This is a genomic window from Candidatus Solirubrobacter pratensis (genome assembly GCF_000425945.1).
Taxonomy (GTDB): Bacteria; Actinomycetota; Thermoleophilia; order Solirubrobacterales; family Solirubrobacteraceae; genus Solirubrobacter; species Solirubrobacter pratensis.
In genome coordinates this window covers 79,466-102,681 of record NZ_AUEK01000017.1, presented here as the reverse complement: position 1 = coordinate 102,681, position 23,216 = coordinate 79,466, and the positions used below count along the sequence as shown (strand labels likewise).

At 70.7% G+C, this 23,216-nt stretch carries 20 protein-coding genes and 2 pseudogenes; 12 read left to right on the top strand and 10 right to left on the bottom strand.

All coding sequences use genetic code 11. The features are described from left to right. A partial coding sequence (locus tag H958_RS49170) for a chitobiase/beta-hexosaminidase C-terminal domain-containing protein (protein WP_407641161.1) occupies positions 1 to 1,043 on the bottom strand: 1,043 nt, incomplete at its 3' end. A 66-nt stretch (positions 1,044 to 1,109) separates the two neighbouring features. Further along, a pseudogene (locus tag H958_RS49165) lies at positions 1,110 to 3,041 on the bottom strand (chitobiase/beta-hexosaminidase C-terminal domain-containing protein); the annotation flags it as partial. Positions 3,042 to 4,232: 1,191 nt separating this feature from the next. Here H958_RS49165 and H958_RS46595 point away from each other — a divergent pair. From H958_RS46595 to H958_RS47775, 3 genes are all read left to right on the top strand, one after another. Beyond that, a complete protein-coding gene (locus tag H958_RS46595; RefSeq protein ID WP_156028156.1) occupies positions 4,233 to 4,556 on the top strand; it encodes a hypothetical protein in 324 nt (107 codons plus the stop codon). A 333-nt stretch (positions 4,557 to 4,889) separates the two neighbouring features. Continuing rightward, positions 4,890 to 5,123: a hypothetical protein gene (locus H958_RS0122165; protein ID WP_028060249.1), complete on the top strand. Its 234-nt coding sequence runs from the start codon at positions 4,890 to 4,892 to the stop codon at positions 5,121 to 5,123. A 64-nt stretch (positions 5,124 to 5,187) separates the two neighbouring features. Next, a complete protein-coding gene (locus H958_RS47775; protein WP_196807492.1) occupies positions 5,188 to 5,337 on the top strand; it encodes a hypothetical protein in 150 nt (49 codons plus the stop codon). Between the two features lie 21 nt (positions 5,338 to 5,358). On the opposite strand, the gene H958_RS39520 is transcribed toward H958_RS47775, so the two are convergent. From H958_RS39520 to H958_RS0122145, 4 genes and pseudogenes are all read right to left on the bottom strand, one after another. Further along, complete coding sequence (locus H958_RS39520; RefSeq protein ID WP_051324672.1) at positions 5,359 to 5,976, bottom strand: sensor histidine kinase; 618 nt, start codon at positions 5,974 to 5,976, stop codon at positions 5,359 to 5,361. 194 nt (positions 5,977 to 6,170) lie between these two features. Then, positions 6,171 to 6,326, bottom strand: a pseudogene (locus H958_RS49160) (hypothetical protein); the annotation flags it as partial. After that, positions 6,323 to 7,018, bottom strand: a complete 696-nt coding sequence (locus H958_RS39515; protein ID WP_156028154.1) for a GAF domain-containing protein — start codon at positions 7,016 to 7,018, stop codon at positions 6,323 to 6,325. The pseudogene H958_RS49160 and the gene H958_RS39515, both read right to left, overlap by 4 nt. Positions 7,019 to 7,470: 452 nt before the next feature. Then, entirely contained in the window at positions 7,471 to 8,172 is a 702-nt protein-coding gene (locus H958_RS0122145) for a response regulator (RefSeq protein ID WP_028060247.1), read from the bottom strand. 426 nt (positions 8,173 to 8,598) lie between these two features. Between H958_RS0122145 and H958_RS0122135 the strand changes: the two genes are divergently transcribed. Then, positions 8,599 to 9,246 carry a response regulator gene (locus H958_RS0122135; RefSeq protein WP_028060246.1) on the top strand — a complete coding sequence of 216 codons (648 nt, stop codon included), beginning with the start codon at positions 8,599 to 8,601 and terminating at the stop codon, positions 9,244 to 9,246. A gap of 16 nt (positions 9,247 to 9,262) precedes the next feature. On the opposite strand, the gene H958_RS0122130 is transcribed toward H958_RS0122135, so the two are convergent. Further along, positions 9,263 to 9,922, bottom strand: coding sequence for a LuxR C-terminal-related transcriptional regulator (locus H958_RS0122130; RefSeq protein ID WP_028060245.1), 660 nt, complete (start codon positions 9,920 to 9,922; stop codon positions 9,263 to 9,265). 362 nt (positions 9,923 to 10,284) lie between these two features. Between H958_RS0122130 and H958_RS0122115 the strand changes: the two genes are divergently transcribed. After that, a complete protein-coding gene (locus tag H958_RS0122115) occupies positions 10,285 to 14,688 on the top strand; it encodes an OmpL47-type beta-barrel domain-containing protein (RefSeq protein ID WP_156028148.1) in 4,404 nt (1,467 codons plus the stop codon). On the opposite strand, the gene H958_RS46580 is transcribed toward H958_RS0122115, so the two are convergent. Together H958_RS46580 and H958_RS46575 are read right to left on the bottom strand one after the other, a co-directional pair. Next, positions 14,669 to 14,953: a hypothetical protein gene (locus H958_RS46580; RefSeq protein ID WP_156028146.1), complete on the bottom strand. Its 285-nt coding sequence runs from the start codon at positions 14,951 to 14,953 to the stop codon at positions 14,669 to 14,671. The two genes, H958_RS0122115 and H958_RS46580, sit on opposite strands and share 20 nt — an antisense overlap. 270 nt (positions 14,954 to 15,223) lie before the next feature. Continuing rightward, positions 15,224 to 15,391, bottom strand: coding sequence for a hypothetical protein (locus H958_RS46575; RefSeq protein ID WP_156028144.1), 168 nt, complete (start codon positions 15,389 to 15,391; stop codon positions 15,224 to 15,226). 452 nt (positions 15,392 to 15,843) lie between these two features. Here H958_RS46575 and H958_RS0122105 point away from each other — a divergent pair, with 452 nt between their 5' ends. The 4 genes from H958_RS0122105 (at position 15,844) to H958_RS0122090 (ending at position 20,858) form a co-directional block, all read left to right on the top strand. Continuing rightward, positions 15,844 to 16,911, top strand: a complete 1,068-nt coding sequence (locus H958_RS0122105) for a WD40/YVTN/BNR-like repeat-containing protein (protein WP_028060241.1) — start codon at positions 15,844 to 15,846, stop codon at positions 16,909 to 16,911. Further along, entirely contained in the window at positions 16,899 to 17,156 is a 258-nt protein-coding gene (locus H958_RS0122100) for a MoaD/ThiS family protein (RefSeq protein WP_028060240.1), read from the top strand. The genes H958_RS0122105 and H958_RS0122100 overlap by 13 nt, the downstream gene beginning before the upstream one ends. 21 nt (positions 17,157 to 17,177) lie before the next feature. Further along, positions 17,178 to 19,910, top strand: a complete 2,733-nt coding sequence (locus tag H958_RS0122095) for a helix-turn-helix transcriptional regulator (RefSeq protein WP_028060239.1) — start codon at positions 17,178 to 17,180, stop codon at positions 19,908 to 19,910. Between the two features lie 165 nt (positions 19,911 to 20,075). Continuing rightward, positions 20,076 to 20,858 carry a sigma-70 family RNA polymerase sigma factor gene (locus H958_RS0122090; RefSeq protein ID WP_028060238.1) on the top strand — a complete coding sequence of 261 codons (783 nt, stop codon included), beginning with the start codon at positions 20,076 to 20,078 and terminating at the stop codon, positions 20,856 to 20,858. Here H958_RS0122090 and H958_RS0122085 read toward each other — a convergent pair. Continuing rightward, positions 20,845 to 21,081, bottom strand: coding sequence for a hypothetical protein (locus tag H958_RS0122085; RefSeq protein ID WP_028060237.1), 237 nt, complete (start codon positions 21,079 to 21,081; stop codon positions 20,845 to 20,847). The two genes, H958_RS0122090 and H958_RS0122085, sit on opposite strands and share 14 nt — an antisense overlap. 230 nt (positions 21,082 to 21,311) lie before the next feature. On the opposite strand from H958_RS0122085, the gene H958_RS0122075 reads away from it, so the two are divergent. The 3 genes from H958_RS0122075 (at position 21,312) to H958_RS0122065 (ending at position 23,211) form a co-directional block, all read left to right on the top strand. Next, positions 21,312 to 21,797, top strand: coding sequence for a general stress protein (locus H958_RS0122075; RefSeq protein WP_028060236.1), 486 nt, complete (start codon positions 21,312 to 21,314; stop codon positions 21,795 to 21,797). Positions 21,798 to 21,864: 67 nt separating this feature from the next. Then, complete coding sequence (locus H958_RS43870; protein ID WP_196807491.1) at positions 21,865 to 22,698, top strand: mechanosensitive ion channel domain-containing protein; 834 nt, start codon at positions 21,865 to 21,867, stop codon at positions 22,696 to 22,698. A gap of 36 nt (positions 22,699 to 22,734) precedes the next feature. Beyond that, on the top strand, positions 22,735 to 23,211 hold the full coding sequence (locus H958_RS0122065; RefSeq protein WP_028060235.1) for an HPF/RaiA family ribosome-associated protein: 477 nt from the start codon (positions 22,735 to 22,737) through the stop codon (positions 23,209 to 23,211). The last annotated feature ends 5 nt before the right edge of the window (positions 23,212 to 23,216 follow it).

Below are 23,216 nucleotides of genomic sequence, written 5' to 3'. Positions count from 1 at the left end.
GGGGTCGGGGTCGGGGTCGGGGTCGGGGTCGGGGTCGGGGTCGGGGTCGGGGTCGAGCCTTGCGTGTATGTGAAGTGCGCGCTGTCGTACTGCGCTCCGCTCTTCTCATAGGTGAACCAGTAGGTCACCACGCTGCCGGTCGCGAGGGCGCTGACGACTTGCGTCCACGTGCCGGCATTGTTGGTCATGCGCTGATTCTGCTGAGGGCCGCCATTGACGACGTAGTGAATGTCGACGTACGCGGCAGGGGTCGTCGGCGTGAACGAGATCTGGGCCTGGGTCCCCGCGAGTTGGGTGGCGGTCTGCGTGAAATCCGCCGACGTCACGTCGCCGATGACGTACGCCGCGCTAGCGACCGGCGAGTCACTCAGGCCCTCCTTGACGGCGATTGCCTTGATCGTCGTGCTCGCCGCGACGTTGATCGGACCCGTGTAGATGGTCGACGAGGTCGTTGGGGCGGATCCATCCGTCGTGTAGTGGATGCTCGCCCCGGCCGTCGCGTCGGTGATGGTCACAGACTGCGCTGACGGGTATGACCCACCGGCCGGCGTGAACGTCGGCATCGCCACGGCGCCGCTGGGGGCGCCCTGCGTGTATGTGAGCCGGACAGTGTCAAACTGCTGTCCGCTCTTCTCATAGGTGAACCAGTAGGTCACCATGCTGCCCGCGGTGAGGCCGTTGACGCCTTGCGTCCACGTGCCGGCGGTGTTGGTCATGCGCAGATTCTGCTGGGGACCGCCGTTCACGACGTAGTGAATGTCGACGAACGCAGCCGGGATGGTCGGCGTGAACGAGATCTGCGCCTGGGTGGCGCTGAGCTGGCTGACGCCCTGCTTGTAGTCGGCCGCTCTCGGGTCGCCGATGACGTATGCCGCGGTGGCGACCGCCGAGTCGCCGGCGGCGTCCGTGTTGGCGATCGCGTTGATCGTTTCCGTCGCGGCGACGTTGACCGGGCCGGTGTAGAGCTTCGAGGAGGCGGTCGGCGTCGACCCGTCAGTGGTGTAGTAGATCTTCGCCCCGGCCGTCTCGTCGGTGATCGTCACAGACTGCGGTTGCAGATAGTTTCCGGCGGGCGGGGTGAACGTCGGGGTCGCAACCGTAGCGCTGGCGGGGTAGCTGACTACGTTCGTCGGACCGGCGTGTGTGGGTGTGACTGGTGCCCCCACACCGTTGATGACGTGGTCGATGGTGCCGGCCTTGTTGAGTGAGACCGTCAGCAGGTCGTGCATCACGACCTTGGGCGTGTCGGGAACCTCAAACGCATTCGCCGCGTGCAGGTCCGGGTTGACGTTCGTGTAGATGTAGCTGCCGAGTCCCCAGGCCTCGTGCGTCTTCACCGTGTCCGCCACCTTGTAGGCCGCGTAGCCGTTCACTCCGCCGTGTTGCCAGGCCGCCTGGTCGGGCGCGTCGTAAGGCATCTCGTTCTGGAAGAAGATGGTCCTGCCGTTCTCTCCGTTCCACACGACCTGGTACTTGCGGTAATGCTCGACGAACAGGCCGGTCGCCAGGACGTTGTCGCCGTTGACAATGAGGCCGGTGTCGGCGGTGTTGACGGCCCAGCCGACGGTGCCGGCGTTGCCGTGGTCGGCGCGCCAAGCCCAGATGTGGTCGATGAGGGTGTCGTTGCTGTTGACGACGAGGCTGTTGGTGGCCTTGCCGGCGATGCTTCCCCCGATGCGGAAGAACACGTCCTGGATCGTCGCCGGGTCGCTGGCGTGGCTCGCGCGTCCCCCGGCCGTGCCGACGGTCACCAGCGCGTCGGAGTTCGTCGTGCCCGCGTCGAACAACAGGCCCTTGAGCCGGACGCCGTCGACGTCGGCGACGTGCATCGCGTCGACGCCACCGTCGGGAACGAACGTGGGATAGCCGATCCCGAGGACCACCGTGTCGGGCTTGGTGATCTCGATTGTCTTGTCGAGGTGGTAGACCCCGGGCGTCACGAACAGGTTGTAGCCCTCCGACAACGCCGTGTTGATCGTCGTCGCGGTGTCGCCTTCCTTGACGATGTAGAAGCGGCTGATCGGCAGCGATGTACCGGGCGTGTTGCCGTTGGCCCAGCTTGGGCCTGAGGCGTCGGTGCGCAGCGCCGGGAGAAAGACGCGGAAGTTGCGGTTGTCATCGACGTAGAGGTAGGGGACGTCTCGGCTCACCGGCGTCTTGGCCAATGTCGTTTCCGGGGGACTCGGGAACGTGTTCGCCGGCGCACCTGTCGTGCCGGAGAACACCATGTTCCACACGCCACCGTTCCAGCTGCCGTACTGGCTGTCGCGCGAGTACCACTGCTGCTGGGACGCCGTCGACACTTCGCCCGAGACCCGAGAATCGGCGATGTAGCCACCGCTCGCGTAGCCGTAGCTGGCGGGGTAGAGCTGCAGGTTGCCGTGGACGTCGATCCGGCGGAACGGCGCCGCCTGGGCAACCGCCCAACGGTCGGCCCCGCTGGACGGATTGATGGACAGGTTCTCGGCCGACCTCCAGAAGTTCTGCAGGGCCTGGCCCTGATCGCTGGCGTTGAACGCATCGACGGTCACGTCGCCGTTGATCGTTACGTCATCCGGGTTCTGCCCGAGGCCCGCCACGGAGGTGTAATAGGGGACGTCGTGCCTGACGTTGTAGGTACCGGGCATGTAGAGGTCGGCGATGCGTTTGTCGGAGAATTGGGCGGTTTGGGTGTCCTTCATCGCGGCGAACTGACTGTCCAGCTCGGCCTGGATGGTCGCGCTCGACATGCTCGGATCGAAGACGTGGACGTTGGGGCCGAAGTCCGGCACGGCGGCGCACGCCGTCGAGCAGATCCTGTAGGTCTCGCTCGCCACCGCGGAGGTGCCCATGCCGACCTTGGTGGCGATGGCCTTCAACACGGTCGTGGTGTCTACGGTGAGGGAGCCGGTGTACACGGGCGAGCTCGCGGTCGGGGTGGTTCCGTCCTCCGTGTAGTGGATGGCCGCCCCCTCGGTCTCGTCGGCGATCGTCACCTTCTGGCTCTCGGTGAACGTGCCGCCCGCCGGCGTGATCATCGGTGTCGTCACCGTGCCGGCGCTGGGCTTGGTGAAGACGGACACGCTGTCGACGATCAGCGGCGCGCCGGAGGTCGTGCTCGCCGTGGGCTGGGCACAGTTGCAGACCTTCTGCGGATACTGACCGCCGATGGCGACATCGAGGATCATGAAGAAGCCATGGTCGACGGCCGCGGTCCATGTGGCGGCCGGCACCTGGTTCTGATTGACCGTGAACTCCAGCGCGTCATCGGTGTAGAAGCGCAGTTGTTCGGCGCTGGGGTCGGTGCGGTCGATGATGAGCGAGTACGTGTGCATCCCCGCTTGGCAGCCTGAGCAAGGCAGCAGGCCGCTGCTGATGCCATTGGTCTCGTTGCACGGGCCACCGTTCCAGACGCCACAGTGGAAGGTGTGCGAGACCTGCGAGAGCCCGTTGACATCTTCCATGATGTCCATCTCGCCGATGCTCGGCCAGTTGGTGGCGCCCACGCCGCGAGCCGCGGAGCCCATCGCCCAGAAGGCGGGCCAGTACCCGAGCGCGTTGGCCGGGTCGGGCTGCTGCAACGTGGCCGTCAGCTCCATCGCACCGCCGGCGGGCGCGGCGAAGTCGGTGCGCGCGGTCTCGATCCGGCCAGACGTCCAGTTGCCCTGCGCATCCCGGATCGGCTTGATGACGAGATGACCGTTGCCGTCGTGGTAGACGTTGGCGGTCGAGTTGGTCGACGTCTCGATTTCGCCGGTGCCCCAGTTGCCGGCACCGCCCGGATAGCCCGTGCCGGTGTCGTATATCCAATCGTCGTCGAGGGCCGAGTTGGCTGCGCCGTCGAAGGTATCGCTGAACGTCGTCGTCCAGCCTGCGGGCGGCGTCGGCGCAGACGACGAGGAGAGCGACCGGAATGCGGCCGGCGCCACGCCTGACCAAGGCGCGGCCGATGCAGGCTGCACTCCTGTGCATGTCGCGAGAGTGATGGCCGCGACCGCGATCGCGCCGCGCCCCTTGCGGGGAAAGCGAGGTCGAGCAGTCATCGGACCGCCTGTCGCCTTCCCGTCGCGCTGGGGCGCGTCGCATCTCGGTGGGTACGGTCGCTGAGCCACGCCGAACCGGCCGGGTGAGGCTGTGATGGTGATCGGCCGATACCGCCGACCCCACCGACGTGATTCTGGTTTCGCTGGTGCCGCATTTTCCTACCTTCCCTGGAGTGGTGAGTGCCGTCACCCGAGTGGAACGGCTGACTGGTGAAGCCGGTGTGCGATGTACTCGCGAGCGGCTCGTTCGCCGCACGTGTTGGCGAATCTTGGGCCGAGCTCTCCTGCGAACTGGCGCTCGCCACGGAACCCAATGCCAGGTTGGTCGTCGCCGGTGCAGCGTGCGACAACGACGGCACCAACGCCGCCGCCAGGACGGCAACCGCCATCAATAGCGTCCTCATCCCTCTCCTCCTCGTCGTCCTGACCCGGCTGTGGCAGCGCCGCAGGCCGCGGTCTTATCGGAGTCCGGACAAGCCCGCAACGGGGATCTTCCAGGGGGAGGGAATGACCTGTCCTGCCAAAGACAATTGACCCGAATTGGATCACCCAGCAGAGCTTCCGCCGCCCGCCGGTGAATTGTCGCGCGAGGGCACGTGGCACGCAGCGCGCGCGGTCCTGAGACACGCCATCGGCTTACGCTCGAGCGCGCGCCGCGGCCTTGCACGTAGAGCGATTAGATCCTCATCGGGGGGTCATCAGGGGAGCCGAGCATGAGACGCTCAGCGATCTGCGGGCGGGCACCAAGCGGCTCAACCAGACCGTCCTCGACGCCTCAGCACTCCGGTCGCGCCAACCCCGCGGGGCCTTGCCGGCCCGGCGCCAGAGACGCCGCAGCCGTCTGATCGGCTCCTGCAGGGGTTGGCGGTGCGGGCCACCGAGCGCCATACGGCGGGGGCGCCATTGCTCACGGAGGCGCTCAACGCGTTCCAGCCCGAGGCCGACCTGTCACCGGACGACGCCCGGTGGCTGTGGTTGGCCTGCTTGATCGCGTTGTTCATGCTCAGTGATGGCGATGAGGCCGATGAGCTCTACGTGGAGGCGATCAGAAGGCTCGGTCGCACACACGCAAGCTTCTCTACGGCGAGTGCTCCGGCGTGAGCGCCGACGTCGAGATGCTCGCGAGCAGCTGCGGACCACCCACGAGTTCTTCAGAGACACCGGAATGGAGGCGTTCGCCGAGCGCGCACGGCTCGAGCTGGAGGCGACCGGTGAGCGCGCCCGCAAGCGCACCCCGGACACCCTGGACCAGCTGACCCCGCAGGAGACGCAGATCGCGCGCCTTGCCGCACAAGGCGCGCACTTGCGCCTGTGACTCCGACTCGAAGCCGGTCGCTCATCCGTCGAGCGGGAGCGTTGCGATGAGGGTCGTTCCGCGCCCGTCGGGGCTGTCGATGGTCATCGTTGCGCCCAGCGCCTCGACGCGGTCGCGGAGACCGACGAGCCCGCTGCCGTCAGGGCGTGCGCCGCCGGCTCCGTCGTCGCCGATGCAGATCTCGAGCGTGGCGTTGCGCATGCGGGCGGTGACCTCGGCGCGGTGTGCGCAGGCGTGCTTGTCGATGTTGGTGAGCGCTTCGGCCACGATGAAGTAGGCGGTCGCCTCGACCGCGGCGGGGAGGCGGTCCACGGCGATGTCGATCTCGATCGGGATCGACGTCCGGGAGCAGAGTTCCCCGACCGCCGCGCCCACGCCGCCGCGGGTGAGGACGGACGGGAGGATGCCGTGGGCGAGGTCGCGCAGCTCGGCGTTTGCCTGTTCTGCGTGTTGGCGCGCGTCGTCGACCAGCGCCCTGGCCTCCTTCTGGTCCTCGGCACGCTGTGCCAGCTTGAGCGTGATGATGGTGTGGACGAGCCGCTGCTGCGCGCCGTCGTGCAGCTCGCGCACGACGCGGCGGCGCTCCCGGTCGGCCGTTGCCGCGATCCGGGCGCGGGAGGCGGCGAGCCCGGAGCGCATGGTCGCGTTCGAGATCGACGTCGCGACGAGCTCGGTGAAGCGGGCGAGGCGTTCCTCGGCGCCGGCGGGGAGTGGCTCGTCCTGCGTGGACGCGATGTTGATACTCCCGCAGACGGTTCCCTCGACGAGGATCGGACGCCGACCGCGGCCTTGACGCCCGCGTCGCGTGCAAGTGCATCGAGGCCTGCGGCGTCGGTGAAATCGTCGATTCGGATGGGGCCGCGGGTCGCGTGGATGGAGCCGGGGAGACTCGGGATCTCGAGCGACCAGCGGCTCCCCGCGGGGAACGCGGGAACCCCGACAGAGCTGAGGACGACGATGTCGTCGGCGTCGTACCGACAGACCGTCACCAGTTCCACACCGAACACACTCGCCACCTCTTGCGCCACCGCCGAGAGCACGTCGTCAGGCTGCGCAGCTTCGGCGATGAGGGTCGCAACCCGGCGCAACCCCGCCTGTTCTTTCGGCAGGCTGTGAGCGCGCGCTTCCGAGGCGGCGAGCGCCGCGCGGCTCTGCGCATTTGCGATCGCAGCTTCTCGACGCGCTCCTGGGTGTCCCCCCGCGCGACCATGATTGCGACCCGCCGCAGCGCCGCCTGCTCCTCGCCCAGCCGTGCCGCCTCGACGCTCGCATGGACCTTGGAGATCGCCGTGGCCACCAGCTCGGTGAACTGCGCGGTCCGCGACTCGGCGTCCGCCGGCAGCGGCTCGGGCCGGGACGATGCGGCCACGAGCGCACCCCAGAGATGCCCGTTGACGATGATCGGGCTGTTGCCGTCGAGCTTGAACCGGCGGCCGGCCGGAAACGCGTCACCCGCCAGCCGCCCCCAGCGGCCGACGACGGTGCCCTCTCCGTTCCGTTCGAAGCGCTCGACCCCTGCGGCTTCGACTCCCAGGAGGAGCCCCACCTGCTCGGCGACCGCATCGAAGATCTGGGCCGCCGGCACGCCGCGCGCGACGAGCGTCGCTATGTGACGCAACGCGGTCTGTTCGCCGGCCAGTTCCGCGACGCGCTCACGATCGGGTGTGACGTGGGAGGACACGGCTACCTCCGTCCCGACACGATCGGACGCTAACACCCATCGGGCACCGTGCCTACGCTCGGTCCGGCGCCGTGTTCACCGCGGATGCCGGGAGCCGGCGCGAGCAGGACGCTCGGGGACGCCCGCGCCGAGCTGAGCGTCGGCTGTGGATCCACGAGCCGGCGGTATGGCGACTCAACGGCCGCTGTGACCGCTCCGCGGCGATGTCGCGATCCGCCGCAGAGCGGTATGTGGCTCTGCGCACGGGCCTCGGCTCGGAGGCAGCCGGTGGCGGTCGACAGACAAGACTCCGCGGACGGTGCAATTCGGGGACCAAGCCCCGTTCTCGGGGCGACGGGGGATACACGGGGAACAACGTTTCCCGGCGCGTCGAGCGGGGCGCGGATGAGCAGGACGGCGTCCGGACGGACGCTCGAGTGTCCGCGCGATAGCTTCCCTATGAGCGCGGCAACTCAGGCCGCGGCGCGGTGCTCGCTGCCGATCATGCCGTGGCGCACGGCGTACGTGGCCGCTTGGACGCGATTGTGGACCCCTAGCGTGGCCAACAGCCGGGACACGCGGCTCTTGACCGTGCTGGGGCTGACGAACATCCGCTGCCCGATCGCCGCGTTGTCCAGGCCTTCGGCCACGAGCTCGAGCAGCTCGCGCTCACGCGCCGAGAGCGCCACCGCGACCGGCTCGCGCGCGAACTCGGCCGGCGCCGCCATCCTGCGCGCCGCCGCGACGAGCGCGCCGGTGACGCGCCCGTCGAACGCCACGTGCCCGGTCGCCACCGCGCGCACGCCGGCGACGATCTCGTCGACCTCCGCGTCCTTGAGCAGCAGGCCCGACGCCCCGGCCCAGACGGCCTCGAGCACGCCGTCGTCGTCGGCTGCGACGGTCAGCAGCACGACGCGCGTCGCCGGCACGCGCCGGACGAGCCGCCGCGTAGCCTCGACGCCCGACATGCCTGGCATGTCGGCATCGACCAGCGCGACGTCGGCCGCGAACGAGAGGATGCGCCGCAGAGCGGCCTCCGCGCCGGCCTCCGCAGCCACCTCGAATCCGTGTTGCTCCAAGAGCGCCCGCAGCCCCGCGCGAACCCCGCCGTCGTCATCGACGACCAGCACCCGCACGCCGCTGCCGGCGATGGTGGCTTCCGCTCGGTCCGTCATTGCGCTCCTGGCCATCGGTCTCTTCACCCGAAGTGATCGACGCCGCGCATCGAATCTTGAGCGGAAGCGGACCCCGGCTCCCTCGATCCCCACACGTTCTTCATGCGCTTCGCGATCGACGCCGTGTTCCTCGACGGGGACCTGCGCGTCGTCGCGATCGAGCGGACGCTCGGACCGGGGCCGCGTCGCGGGGTCGCGCGGAGCCCGTGCCGTGCTCGAGCTCGCGGCGGGTGAGGCGGCTCGGCGCGGCGTGCGCCACGGGGACACGCTGCGGCCGGCGCCCGCCGGCGACATGTAATGACCGTGACTTGCCGGCCCTGCGCCGTTCAAGATCCGGCCGGACCGGCCGCTCAACGGAGCGGTATGGCATGGCAGGCGACAGGCGGCGCTCCCGCGGCACACGCCCCGGCCGCGCGCCGAGGCGCGGTGCTGATCGTCGACGATCACGATCTGTTCCGCTCCGGCCTGCGGCTCCTGCTGGAGCACCAGGGATTCGAGGTCGCGGACGCGGACAGCGGTGAAGCCGCGCTGTGCCGCCTGCGCACGTTCCCGGCCGACGTCGTCCTGATGGACGTCGACATGCCCGGCATATCAGGCATCGCGGCGACGCGACAGGTGCTCGCGCACGATCCCCGCACTGTCGTCGTCATGCTGAGCGCCCTGAGCGACGACGCGCAGGTGCTCGAGGCGCTCGTGGCCGGTGCATCCGGGTACCTGCTCAAAGACGCGCAGATGCCTGACATCGTCGCGGGGATCGAAGCGACGCTGGCCGGCGAGTCGCCGATCGCGCCGCGGGTCGCGGCCGGGCTGGTCGAGCGGCTTCGCTCCTCCACCCGCGCACAGCCGCCGGCGCCCGCACCCGTGCTCTCCGAGCGGGAGCGTCAAGTGCTCGACCTACTGGCCCAGGGCTGGGACAACGCCGAGATCGCGCAGCGGCTCCAGATCAGCTCGAGCACGGTCAAGAACCATGTCTCGCGGCTGATGGAGAAGCTCTCTGTGCGCAATCGCGTGCAGGCCGCGGTGTACGCGGCGCAGGAAGGGCTGGTCGACGGCGACCGGTCCTTGTCTGGCTGACACGCCGGCCCGCGCGTCAGCCCTGCGCGTCGGGGCGCAGCAGCGCCGCGGCGCTCGCGCGATCGCTCACGCCGAGCTTGGCCAGCAGCGTGGAGACGTGGCGGCGCACGGTCACCTCCGAGATGCCGAGCCCGCGCGCCATCTCGGCCGTCGAGGCATCCCCGGCCAGCATCTGCAGCACCTCCCACTCGCGGTCGGTCAGCGCGGCATTCGTCCGCGCCGCCACGAGCGCCCGGCGGACGTCGCGACCCCGCAGCGCGTCGAGCAGGTGGTGCGTATAGCGGCGCGGCAGCGCGACCTCGCCTGCCAGCACGCCTCGCACCGCCGCGGGAAGGCGGGCGGCGCTGATGTCCTTCCCGAGGTAGCCGGAGGCGCCGGCCAGGACGGCGGCGAGCAACTCCTCGCCGCTCGGGCGCCGGGTCAGCAGGACGAGCCGCATCGCGGGCAGCCGCGCCGCGATCCGGCGCACCGCGTCGATCCCGTCGCCCGGCAGCTCGACGTCGATCAGGCCCACGTCGAAGCTGCCCGCCAGCGCGGTCTCGACCGCCTCGTCCGCCGTGGCGGCGTCCGCGCCGACCTCGAAGCCGCCCTCCGTGAGGGCGGCGCGGAGGCCCATGCGAATGGGCGCGGCCGACTCGGCGACCAGCACGCGCGAGTGGGATCCGGCCGCGTTCATGTGCTTGAACGCACAACGTACTACCGGACGATCGCGGAGGGGGCGAGCCCGGACCAGAGTGGTGGACAGCCTGGTTGGACTCCCAGGCCGCAGGGACACCGAGCGTCGCCATGGCCGGCGACGCGCCCCCGACGACCTCGGGCCGGCGGCGCTCGATGAGCGGCAGCACCTGCGGCCCCGTCATGCGTCGCGCCGACGACCTCGATGCCGCCGTCGTCGTCTTCGGCTGAGGCACGCGTTCATGCATCTGAACGCCGAGTGGCCGGACGGCCTCTTGCCGGTGGCGAGCGGACGGGCGACTCTCGGCAGCAAGCTTGGAGGAGGTGGGCGGGATGCCTGCTCTCGAACGATCAGGAGGATCGATGTCAGCGAAGGGCAATAGTCGCCGGCTCCGCAGGCTCAGCCTGCTCGCGGCGGTCGGGGCGTCAGCAGCGCTGGCGATCGTAGGGAGCAGCGCGCTCGGCGCGTCGGTGACCGGCGCGGCGTTCAGCGGCGGTCCGGGGACTGCAATCGTGGGCGGAAAGCTCTACGCCAGGCAGGGGCAGAGGGTGACCCTTACCGTCACGACTTCCCCGGACACGAAGTGCGTGAGCATCAGCGGCGTGCAGACCGATGTCCAGACGTCGGCTAGCCCCAAGTCGACGTGGACCTTCCCCGCGCTCACCGCGCCGGCGGGCAATGGCCTGCAGACGGTGAACATTGTCATCGGCGAGGACTTCAACAAGAGCAACGTCTGCACGAAGCAAACGAATACAGGCACCGCGGTCTACGAGCTTGACAACATGGGGCCGACGGTGACGGGCGCCGTCTCTCCGGCGCCGAACGCGGCCGGCTGGAACCGCGGCGACGTCGCCCTGACCTGGTCGGCGACGGATGCCGGCTCCGGCGTCGCAGGCGCCGCGGCGCCCGCCACCGACTCGGTGACCTCCAACACCGCCGGAGCGACCAAGACCGCAACCGCGACCGACCGGCTCGGCAACCAGGGGTCGGGCTCGGTCACCGTCAAGCTCGACAAGACCGCGCCCACGATCGACGGCACGCGCAGCCCCGCCGCGAACGCGAACGGCTGGAACAACGGCGACGTGACGGTGAGCCTCACGTGCGCGGACGCGCTCTCGGGCATCAAGAGCTGCACCGGCGGCGGGACGAAGGTCCTCTCCACCGAGGGCGCGAACCAGTCGGTCACGGCGACCGCGGTCGACAACGCGGACAACTCGGCGACGACCAGCGTCAGTCCGCTCAACGTCGACAAGACGCCGCCCACGCTGACCGGCGCGGTCGCGGGCGGCGCGCTCGGCGACAACGGCTGGTACCGCGGCAACGTCACGATCCACTGGACCGCCGCCGACGCGCTCTCCGGCATCGCGACCGCTCCCGCCGACAGCACCGTCGCCGGCGAAGGTCAGGCGCTGAAGGCCACGGCTTCGGTCTCCGACAGGGCCGGTAACCAGACGGTCGCCGACAGCCCGACGGTGAAGATCGACAAGACAGCGCCGAACACCGACGCCTCGGCCGTCGACGCCTGGAACAACGTCGACGTGATCGTGAGCCTGACGCCCAACGACGCCATGTCCGGCGTCGCCGCGACCCACTATCGCGTCGACGGCGGGAGCACGCAGGACGGCACACAGGTCTCGCTCTCGGACGAGGGCGTGCACAGCCTCGAGTACTGGAGCGTCGACAAGGCCGGCAACGTCGAGGACGGCAAGGACGTGAGCGTGCGGATCGACAAGACGTCGCCGACGATCACCCACACGTTCGCGCCGGGCGCCAACGCGAACGGCTGGTTCAAGGACGCCGTCAGCGTGACGTTCAGCTGCGCCGACTCGCTGTCGGGCATCAAGAGCTGCGGCCCCGATCGCGTCGTCTCCGATGAGGGCGCCGACCAGAACGCGAGCGGCGAGGCAATCGACAATGCCGGCAACAAGGCGAGCGATCCCGCCCAGGTCTCGATCGACCGCACGCTGCCGACGATCAAGGCGTCCGTCGATCGCCCCGCGAACGCCAACGGCTGGTACGACGGCGCCGTCACGGTCAGCTTCGCCTGCGGCGACGCGCTCTCCGGCGTCGACACATGTCCTGCGGCCAAGACGCTCGGCGAGGGCAAGGACCAGTCCGCGAGCGCGACCGTCGCCGACGCGGCGGGCAACACGGCGACCGACGGCGTCAGCGGCATCGACGTCGACAAGACCTCGCCCGCGCTGAGCGGCGAGGCCACCACGGCGCCGAACGGCAACGGCTGGTACCGCGGCGACGTCACCGTCGCCTGGACCGCCTCGGACGAGCTCTCGGGCCTCGACGGCGACACGCCGGCCGACAGCACCGTGGACGGCGAGGGGAGCAACCTCTCGGCGATCGCGACGGTGAACGACAAGGCGGGCAACACGACCACCCGCACGGTCGACGGGATCAAGATCGACCGTATGGCGCCGACCACGACTTCCGATGTCGCCGAGCCGCTCGAGAGCGGCTGGTACGCCGCCGCGGTCAAGGTGACCCTGAACGGCCTCGACAGCCTGTCGCACGTCGACCGCACCTACTACAGCGTCGACGGCGGCGCGGCACAGGACTACTCCTCTCCGTTCGACTTCGGCGAGAAGGGGGTTCACGCGATCACGTTCTGGAGCGTCGACAAAGCGGGCAACGTGGAGGGCCACTCCGACGCCGGCCACTCGATCACGCTCAAGATCGACGGGATCCCCCCGACGATCGTCGGCAACCCCACGCCGACGGCCAATGGGTTCGGCTGGAACAACACGCCTGTGACGGTCACGTTCGACTGCAACGACGACGAATCCGGCATCGGCGGCTGCTCGGATCCGGTCACGCTCTCCGGCGAGGGCGCCGCCCAGTCGGCCCACGGTGAGGCCGTGGACAACGCCGGCAACCACGGCGGCGCCGACCTCAACGACATCAACATCGACCTGACCGCGCCGACGCTGACGGCAGCTCCGACGACGGACGCGAACGCTGCCGGCTGGTACCGGGGCGACGTCACGATCCACTGGACCGGCCAGGACGGGCTGTCCGGGATCGACCCGGCAACCTCGCCCGCGGACAGCACGATCGGTGGCGAGGGCGACAACCTCGGCGCGGGCCCGGTCACCGTCTCCGACAAGGCCGGCAACGTCAGCGATGCCTCGTCGGTCAGCGCGATCAGAATCGACCGCACGGCGCCAATGATCACCGGCGCGCCGAAGTCCCAGCCCAACAACGACGGCTGGTACGGCGGCGCCGTCGTGGTCGGGTTCAGCTGCACGGACAACCTGTCCGGCGTCGCCGGCTGCCCGAGCGACAAGCTCGTCAGCGGCAACGGCGCCGGCCAGAGCGTCAGCAGCGACCCGGCGACCGACAACGCCGGCAACAACAGCGCCGGCAAGACCGTCGGCGGGCTGAACATCGACGGCCTCCCGCCGCAGACCGTGGCCGCCAATCAGTGCACGAAGACCAACGGCTGGTGCACCGGCTCGTCCGCGACCGTCGTCCTCACCGCGACGGACCAGCCCGCGCTCTCCGGCGTCAAGGAGATCCACTACCGCGTCAACGGCGGAGCCGAGCAGGTCGCCGCCGGCGCCACGAAGAGCGTCAACGTGGCGCTCGACGGCAGCGGCGAGGCCGGCGTGACGTTCTACGCGGTCGACAAGGCGGGCAACCAGGAGCCCCAGAACGGCGTGTCGCTGCAGTACGACAACATCGCGCCGATCGTCACCCACACGCTCGCCCCCTCGCCGAACGCCGACCAGTGGAACCGGTCCGACGTGACGGTCCACTTCGACGCGAAGGACAACGACGGCGGCTCGGGCGTCGACCCCGGCAAGACGACCCCTGACGTCACCGTCGCCGGCGAGACGGCGGGGCTGACGGTCAACGGCGAGGCGTTCGACGTCGCCGGCAACCGTGGCACGGACTCCGTCCTGGTCAAGCTCGACAAGACGGCGCCGACGATCTCCGGGGCGGTCGTCAGCGGCCAGCTCGGCGCCGGTGGCTGGTATGTCGGGCCGGTGAAGGTCCACTTCACCTGCTCCGACGACGGGTCGAACGTCGCGGTCTGCCCGGACGACGTCACCCTGACGTCCAACGGCGCCGGTCAGTCGGTCACCCGTGAGGCCGTCGACTTCGCCGGCAACAAGGCCACGGCCAAGGTGAGCGGCATCGACATCGACCAGGAGAAGCCGGCGATCACGCTGAGCGGGATCAAGAACGGCGGCATCTACACGCTCGGCGCCGTCCCCGTCCCGTCGTGCTCGGCGCAGGACGGCTTCTCCGGCGCCGGAGCCTGCTCGGTGACCACGGCCGGAGGCAAGGCCAACGGTGTAGGCGACTTCGCCTACACCGCGACCGCCACGGACAAGGCGGGGAACACGACGACGCTGACGGGCACCTACCGGGTGATCTACCGCTTCGACGGGTTCCTGCAGCCGATCAACGACACCGCGCATCAGGTCGACACGACGACGAGCATCTTCAAGGCCGGGAGCACCGTGCCCGTGAAGCTCCAGCTCAAGCGTGCCGACGGGAGCACGGTCCAGGCGACGACCGCCCCGATCTGGGAGGTGCCCGCCAAGGGCAGCCCGATGACGGCGCCGGTCAGCGAGGCCGCCTACTCAGTCGTCGCCGACGGCGCCGCCACATACCGTTGGGACGGGACGAACCAGCAGTACATGTACAACTGGGGCACGGATCCTGCCGGCAAGGGCTACTACCACCGGATCGGGGTCAAGCTCGACGACGGCCAGACGTACTTCGTCAACATCGGTCTCCGGTAAGCCCGATGGCCGTGGAGCGGAACAGGGCGCCGGCGGCGAGGCCGGCGCCCGGGCGGCGCCTGCGCTCGGCGCGCTCGAGGCGCGTGCTCGGGATCGGCCTGCTGGGCACGGGGATCTTCGCCACCGGCTTCGGCGCCGGGGCGGACGCGCAGGCACCCGCGATCTCGGCGACTCCGGCTCCCGGCACGATGCCGGCCGAGCGGCCCGAGGGCGACCCGACGCCGACGCCGGACGCCACGGCGCTGGTGCCCGAGTCCACTGCCACGCCGGCCCAGCGGAACCGAGCGCCACGCCGACCGAGCGGAACCGAGCGCCACGCCGACCGAGCTCGTGCCGAGCCCTGCGGCTGCGCCGGCGCCGGCTGCTCCTTCGTCCACGGCCGGCTCGCCGGCGAGCCAAGCGAGCACACGTCGCCCGCCAACCACTCCCGGCCGAGGGAGAAGCGCCGCGCGAGGCCCGAGCGCGCGCAGCCGACGTCGGCTCCGACCCCGAATCCCGCGGCTAAGCCCGCCGACGCGATGGCGCCGGCGCCGAGTCAGTTCGCGGGTCCGATGAGCGTCGGCGTGCCGATGTTCTCCATCCCGAGCTTCTGGAGCTCGATCGCGAGATCCTCGGAGCGGACTCCTGGAACATCCATGTAGACGGTCACGCCGCGGTTGAGCTCTCGCAGCCGGTCGGGAAACGTCTCTACGAGCGCTGTCATGCGCCTCCTTCAGTCGTTTGCGGGTGCGTGTGCACGTAGGACGGCCCGCTTGCGCGTCAACCTCGTGGCGGTCCCGCGCCGCGCGCGAAGTGGATCGAGGCCGAAGGCACGAGTGCCGTCGCGATAGGCCGCCGCATGCGAGGAGCAACGCCACTTGTCGATCGCGGTCGCCCGCCTAGAGGCCTTTGCCGGCCGGTAGCCAACGCTCCGCTTGGAAGGGTCGATCCGCGCCGAGACGTCGTGCTCCTCCGGCGAAGCCCCGCGAGCCCCGGTTCGTCGCTCGAGATCCTCGCGCAACCCGGCGATGACCCCGGACGAGCTCGCCTGCGGCCGTGCCTGGAGACGTCCGCTCGGCGCGTGACAGAATCCTGTTGATGGTCGATTAGCCGTCCTGGCAGCACGACTGCGGGGCCGAGATGCCGAACTACTCGAAGATCTAGGCGATACCGGCGATGGGGGTCGTGGCGCTCGTCGGCACTCGCAAGGGGCTCTTCTGTCTATGGGGCGCCGACGATCGCCGTAAGTGGCGCGTCGACGGCCCGCTGCTCGACGGCTGGGGGATCTACCACGCGACGTTCGATCCGCGTGACGGCACGCTGTTCGCGGCGGCGAATCACCTCGTCTATGGGCCTACCGTCCAGCGCTCGACGGACGGCGGTGCGACCTGGACGCGGTCGAAGAAGATCGGGTTGCCCGAGGAGTCGGGGCTGACACTGAACGCGACGTGGCACATCGAGCCGGGGCGGCCGGAGGAGCCCGAGACGCTCTATCTCGGCGCCGACCCCGGTGTGCTCTTCCGATCCGATGACGGTGGCGAGAGCTGGGAGGTGAATCGCGGGCTGCTCGAGCACCCTACGCGTGATCGCTGGCTTCCAGGCGCCGGAGGGATGAGCTGCCATTCGATCCAGCTCGACCCCCGCGACGGCGGGCGCATGTACGTCGGCATCACCGCGGCCGGCGTCTTCGGTTCCGATGACGGCGGTGAGACCTGGAACCCGCTCAACAACAACGTCGTAGCCGAGTTCCTGGGGGACCCGCATGCCGAGGTCGGGCAGTGCCCGCACAAGCTGCTGCTGCACCCGGCGCGACCGGACCGGCTCTGGCAGCAGAATCATTTCGGGGTGTACCGCTCCGACGACCGCGGCGATTCGTGGGTGCGGCTCGACGAGGACGGGCTGCCGGGCGGCTTCGGCTTTCCTCTCATGCTGGACCCGAAAGATCCGGATGCCGCTTTCGTGATCCCGGAGACGAGTTTTGAGTATCACTACAGCCCCGGCGCGCGGCTCGCCGTATACCGGACGCGAGACGCGGGCGCGACGTGGGAGGCGATGACCGACGGCCTGCCCGAGCAGGCCTGGGCGGCGGTGCTGCGCGAAGCTTCGGCCTACGACGCCGAGTCGCTCTATTTCGGCACGCAGAGCGGCTCGTTCTTCGTGCTCACCGACGGCGACCGCTGGGTGGAGGCGGTGCGGCACCTTCCGCCCATCCTGTCGATCGAGGTCACACGATGGTCGAGTTAGTGGTCCCGAGCATCCTGGCCGCGCAGGCGGAGGGCAGGCGACGCTTCGAGGTCGAGGCGGAGACCGTCGGGGAAGCGCTGCGCGCGCTGCCCGTTGCGGACCTGCTGTTCACCGAGCGAGGTGAGTTGCATCGGCATCTGAACGTGTATGTCGACGGGACCGATCATCGCGAGCGCGGCGGTCTGGACAGCCCGCTTGGGGACGCCCGTGAGATACGGGTCGTGGCCATGGTCTCCGGCGGGTAGCGCCGGAACGGGCGCGTAATCGTGCTGGTCGGCCGTAGCGGGGAGTGCGCCAGGCTCGATCGCCTGCTCGCCGATGCGAAGGCGGGACAGAGCGCGGTCCTGCTGCTGCGCGGCGCGCCGGGCGCAGGCAAGACGGCGCTTCTGGACTACGCCGCCGAGTCGGCCGAGGGCTACACGGTGGTCCGCGCGGTCGGGGCCGAATGGGAGATGGAGCTCCCGTTTGCCGGTCTTCATCAGTTGTGTGGGGAGCTGCTCGGCCATCTCGATCGGCTGCCACCGCCACGGCGCGACGCGCTCGAGACCGCCTTCGGGCTGAGCTCCGGCGCCCCGCCCGAGCGCTTCCTGATCAGTCTCGCCGTGCTCAGCCTGCTCTCCGAGGCTGCGGAGCGGACGCCGGTGCTGTGCCTCGTCGATGACGTCCAATGGCTTGACCGGTCGTCGGCGCAAACCCTCGCGTTCGTGGCCCGTCGCCTGAAGGCCGACGCGGTCGTCCTCCTGTTCGCGGTGCGCGAGCCGCTCGAGCTCGATGCGTACGCGCGGCTGCCGCAACTGCGGCTCGAAGGACTGCCGGACGCGAACGCGCGCGAGCTGCTCTCATCGGTGATCGGCGCACCGCTGGATCGGCGCGTGCGCGAGCGTATCCTCGCCGAGGCTCGCGGCAACCCGCTCGCGTTGCTCGAGCTGCCACGCGCATTGTCGCCCGCCGAGTTCGCAGGCGGCTTCGGCATCCCGGCCCAGCTGCCGCTGGAGAGCCGAATCGAGGCGACTTTCTGGCGCCGCGCGCAGCAACTGCCGGCCGCCACGCAGCGGCTGCTGCTGCTGGCCGCGGCCGAGCCGACCGGCGAGCCGGCGCTCTTGTGGCGATCGGCGGCAGAGCTCGGGATCGCCACGGACGCGATGGAGCCCGCCGTGGGCGATGGCATGCTCGAGCTCGGTGCGCGGGTCGCCTTCCGCCACCCGCTCCTGCGCTCGGCGATCTACCGAGCGGCCACCGCTGAGGAGCGGCAGGCCGTTCATCGCGCGCTGGCCGCAGGCACCGATGCCGAGACCGATCCCGATCGCCAGGTCTGGCACCGCGCCCAGGCCGCACTCGGACCCGACGAGAACGTGGCCGCGGACCTGGAGCGCTCGGCTGGGCGCGCACAGGCACGCGGCGGACTGGCGGCAGCCGCCGCGTTCCTGCAGCGCGCCGCGGCACTCACGCTCGATCCCGACGCGCAAGCGCGGCGCTCGCTCCGGGCCGCAGGTGCAACGCAGCTGGCCGGGGCGCCCGAGGAGGCGATGGCGCTGCTGTCGGCGGCCGCGGACGGGCCGCTGGAGGAGTTCGACGGCGCCGTGCTCCAGCGGCTCAACGGACAGATCGCTCTCGACCTGAGACGCGGGGAAGACGCGGTGCCGCTGCTCCTCGACGCGGCCAAGCGACTCGAATCGCTCGATCCCGGCCTCGCGCGCGAGACCTACGTTGAAGCGCTGCGGGCGGCGAGCATCGCCGGCCGCCTAGGCGGCGGCATGCTCGCCGCGGCGAAGGCCGCGCGCGGCGCGCCGCCCCGGCCAGGAGCGGCGCATCCGATCGACGTGCTGCTCGACGGCCTGGCCGTCCGCTTCACGGATGGCTACGCCGCCAGCGCGCACACGCTCAAGCGGGCGCTTGTCGCGGTTCGCGACGAGGGCGGTCGCGGCGCGCAGAACGTGCGCTGGCCCTGGATCGCTCGTCGCGTCGCGCCGGACCTGTTCGACGACGACACCTGGCATGCGCTCGCCACTCGCAACGTGCAGATCTCGCGCGAGTCCGGCGCGCTTGCGGTGCTTCCACTCGCGCTCAACCTGCTCTCGCTGCTGCGGTGTTTCGAGGGCAAGCTGGCCGCCGCCGAGGCGCTGCTGGACGAGGCCGACGAGATCGCGGATGCGACCGGCATGCAACCGATCGGCTTCGGGAGGGTCACGCTCGCCGGCTTCCGAGGCGAGGAGAGGGACGGCCTGGCGCTGATCGAGGCCGGCGTGACGGCGGCGATCGGGCGCAGCGAGGGAGTCGTGCTCACCTTCGGCGAGCATGCCCGTGCCGTGCTCCATAACGGCCTCGGTCAACACGCGGCCGCGCTCGCGCCGGCCCAGAGCGCGGGTTTCCGGGATGAGCTGATGCTCTCCGCGTGGGCGCTGCCGGAGCTGGTCGAAGCGGCGTCGCGGAGCGGCAGGATCGAGCTCGCCGATGCCGGGGTGGAGCGCCTTGCCGAGCGCTGCCGGGCGGCGGGAACCGAACTGGCGCTCGGGATCGAGGCGCGCGTGCGCGCGCTCGTGAGCGGCCCCGCGTCCGCCGAAGGCCTCTACCGCGAGGCGATCGACCGGCTCGGGCGCTGCCGCTTCGCGCTGGACCTCGCTCGTGCGCACCTTCTATACGGCGAATGGCTGCGGCGCGAGCAGCGCCGCACCGATGCGCGCGAGCAGTTGCGCACCGCGCACGAGATGTTCGCGTCGATGGAGGCTGCGGCGTTCGCAGAGCGCGCCCGCCGGGAGCTGATGGCCACCGGCGAGACCGTCCGCGTGCGCACTCCCGACACGCGCGACCAGCTCACCGCGCAGGAAGCACAGATCGCCCGGCTTGCCCGCGATGGGCTCTCGAACCCGGAGATCGCCACCCGCCTGTTCATCAGCCCCCGCACTGTGCAGTACCACCTCCGCAAGGTGTTCGCGAAGCTCGGAATCAACTCTCGGACCCAGCTTCACCGCGCGCTTCCAGATGACCCACAGGCCGCCTAGCGGGAGCGGCCCGCGGCGCGCCGGCCGCGGCTAGCGACTGACTGGCCACTCGGACTGTGCACCTGGCGGACGCGAGTGCCGGCTGCGCGATCGACACTCGCCCGAGCGAGTCGGGAGGTGACCGTGGGCCGCCAGCGAGACAATGGGCGTCGGCACGACGCGAGCATGGACCGCCGCGAGCTGGTTCTTGCCGCCAAGCACGATCGCGGTCGGCGCGAGGAGCTCATCGAGGCGTTCTGCCCGCTGATCGGGCGCGTGGCGCGCGGGTATGTCCGCTGGGGCGTCATCGATCGCAGCGAGCTGATGCAGCAGGGGGTGGTCGGGCTCCTGCGTGCGCTCGAGCGCTACGACCCCTCGCTCGGCACGCCGTTCTGGGCGTACGCCACCTGGTGGGTCCGGCAGGCGATGCAGCAGCTGGTCTCTGAGCTCGCCGGCCCGGTCGTGCTCTCGGACCGCGCGCACCGCGAGCTTGCTCGCCTGGGCGCCTCGCGGCAGACCTACCTGCAACAGCACAGAACGGAACCGACCCGAGCCCAGCTCGCCGCGGCGGCCGAGATGGACGAGGACCGTGTCGACCGCCTGATGGCCGCCGGCGCTCGCCCGCGAGCACTCGAGGAGCCGGTCGGTGGCGGTGACGACCGTGACCGCCTCGGCGACCTGTTGGTCGACCCTCGCGCCGAAGACGAGTTCGAGTGCGTCACCCGCCAGACGACCGCGGAGTCGCTCCCGGCGCTCTTGGCGCAGCTCGACGAGCGCGAGCGGTTCGTCCTGTCCGGCCGCTTCGGACTTGACGGCGTGCAGCTCACGCTGCGCGAGATCGCCGAGGATCTCGGCCTCAGCGCGGAACGGGTGCGCCAGATCGAGCAGAGCGCGCTGGAGGCGCTGCGGGCGATGGTGACCTGGCCGGCGGTGGAGCCCGCGAGCGGCCGGTGGCTCAGCTCGGTCTAGCTTGCAGCGCCAGCAGCTCGGCCGCTCGGGCCAGGGCGCGACGCAATTCGCTGAAGCTCACCTTCCAGGGCCGTCCGTCGCTACGGGGCTCGATTCGCAGCACGAGTTGGCCGACGTCCGGGAGCGTCTGCGCGAACAGCACGCCGCCGACCCAGAACTCGGCGATCTGCGCCTCGGCCTCCTCGAGACTGACGGCGACGACGTCGATCGGTTCGGTCGTCATCTCAGATCATCTCGAGCGGCCGCGGTCCGCGTGGCGGCGGGAACGCGTCATCGAGGCGGAAGGTGTCGTGCGCCGTGAGGTGGAGATCGAGGGCGACCCGGACCGCGCAGCGCGATGCGGCGCCCACCCCCGCATCGGGCGCGTCGAGGGGGCGGCTGCAGGCCGTCGAGGCGACCGCCGGCCATGCGGCCGCGATTGACGGTCTCGGGTGGCGTCCTATCGGCAGCGGCATGAGCACCTACTTCTCGCGCCCGGCCGCCGCGCCGTCGGCCCGCCGCGCCGTGGCCACGTTCCGCAGCTACGAGGACGCCGAGCGCTCCGTCGACCGCCTCGCCGACCGGGGGTTCCCGGTCGAACGCGTGGCGATCGTCGGGCGCGACCTCAAGCTCGTCGAGCAGGTGACCGGCCGCATGACCTACGGCCGCGCGGCGCTCGGTGGCGCGCTGAGCGGCGCCGTGATCGGCTTCCTGATCGGCTGGCTGTTCGGCGTCTTCAACTGGTTCGCTCCGGTCGTCGGCTCGTTCTGGCTCGCGCTCGACGGCCTCTGGTTCGGCGCCGTTCTCGGCGCGCTGATCGCCGTCCTTCTGCACGCGCTGAGCGGCGGCCGGCGCGACTTCGCCTCGACGCGGCAGCTCTCGGCCGACCACTTCGACGTCGTCGTCGACGATGAGGTCGCCGACGAGGCGCAGCGCCTGATGGCGGCCTCCGCCGGGTAGGCGAATGGCGGCGCGGCGCCATGGATGGTCACGCGCGCACCCGGCCGCGCTGGAGCTGGGACGGCGCTTGAGCCGCCGCGCCGTCAAGCGCGCGCGCATCAAGTCGGTCGCGCTGCTCCCGCTGCTCGTCGGCGTCCTCGTCATCTACCACTTCCGAGGCGACCTGTTTGGCGACGACGCCGACACCGCGGTGCGCTGGCTCACCGCTGTTGCGGTCGTCGTGCTCGGCTGGGAGCTCGGGCGCGACATCGAGCGAGCGCTCGCCCCGCCGCTGCTCGACCGGCTTGAGCCGGGGACGGCGGGCACGATGGACTTCCTGCTGCGGCTGCTCACGATGCTGGCCGCCATCGTCGTCGCGCTTCGGATCGCCGGCATCGCGCCGCGCACGCTGGCGCTCGGCGGCGCCGTCACCGCGGTGATCGTCGGCCTTGCGGCGCAGCAGACGATCGGTCACCTGATCGCCGGCACGGTGCTGCTGACCGCGCACCCGTTCCGCGTCGGCGAGCGCGTGCGCCTGCAGGGCGGCCCGCTGGCCGGCTCGCTCGAGGGGACGGTCTCCATGCTCGGCCTGCTCTACACGACGTTCTCCAGCGGCGGCGACCCGATCCTGGTCCCGAACGCGGTCCTCCTCAACGTCGCGATCGTGCCGCTGCGCGAGCCGACCGGCGTCGACCTGCGCGCCCGGCTGCGCGCGGGCATCTCGCCGATGGACGTCGAGCAGCACCTGAGCGAGCACATCTCGACGCCGATCCGCGGCGGCCCCCGGATCACGCTCGAGGAGCTCGACGGCGACGAGGTCATCGTGCGGATCGGGGCGACGCCGCTGAACCCCGCCGAAGGCCCGCAGCTGGCGAGCGAAGTGCTGCGCGCGGTCGCGCCGTTCGTGCGCGCCGGCGACTGACTTGATCGCGGCGCGCTGCGTCGTAGTCAACGACGCATGGCCACGACGCGTCCAGCCGAGGTCGAGCTGTCGGTGCCCGACGACGTCCCCGAGCGACGGCTCGCCGCCGTCCGGCGCCACTTCGAGCAGCTTGCCCGGTACTCCAACGAGCCGCTCGTCGTCCGCGCGACCGTGCGGCACGCCCACGGCGGACCCGGCGAACGCCCGTACACCGTCGACGCGCACATCCGCTCCGGGTCGTCGCGCACCCTCGCGGCGCATGTCTCGGCGCCCGGCCCGGACGCCGCCGCCGAAGCGGCGGCCGACCGGCTGCGTCGCCAGCTGCGCCGCGTGGCCGGCGCCGACGTCGCCCAGCGCGACGAGCCGCGCACGCTGCAGCGCGCGCTCGCCGACCTCGGGCTCGGCGAGCGCGCGCGGCCGTGGCTCAAGCCGCCCGAGGAACGCGAGATCGTCCGGCAGCGCACGTACTCCGACAATCCGCCCGGCGACTACGGGCTCGTCGAGCCGGAGTGAGAGGA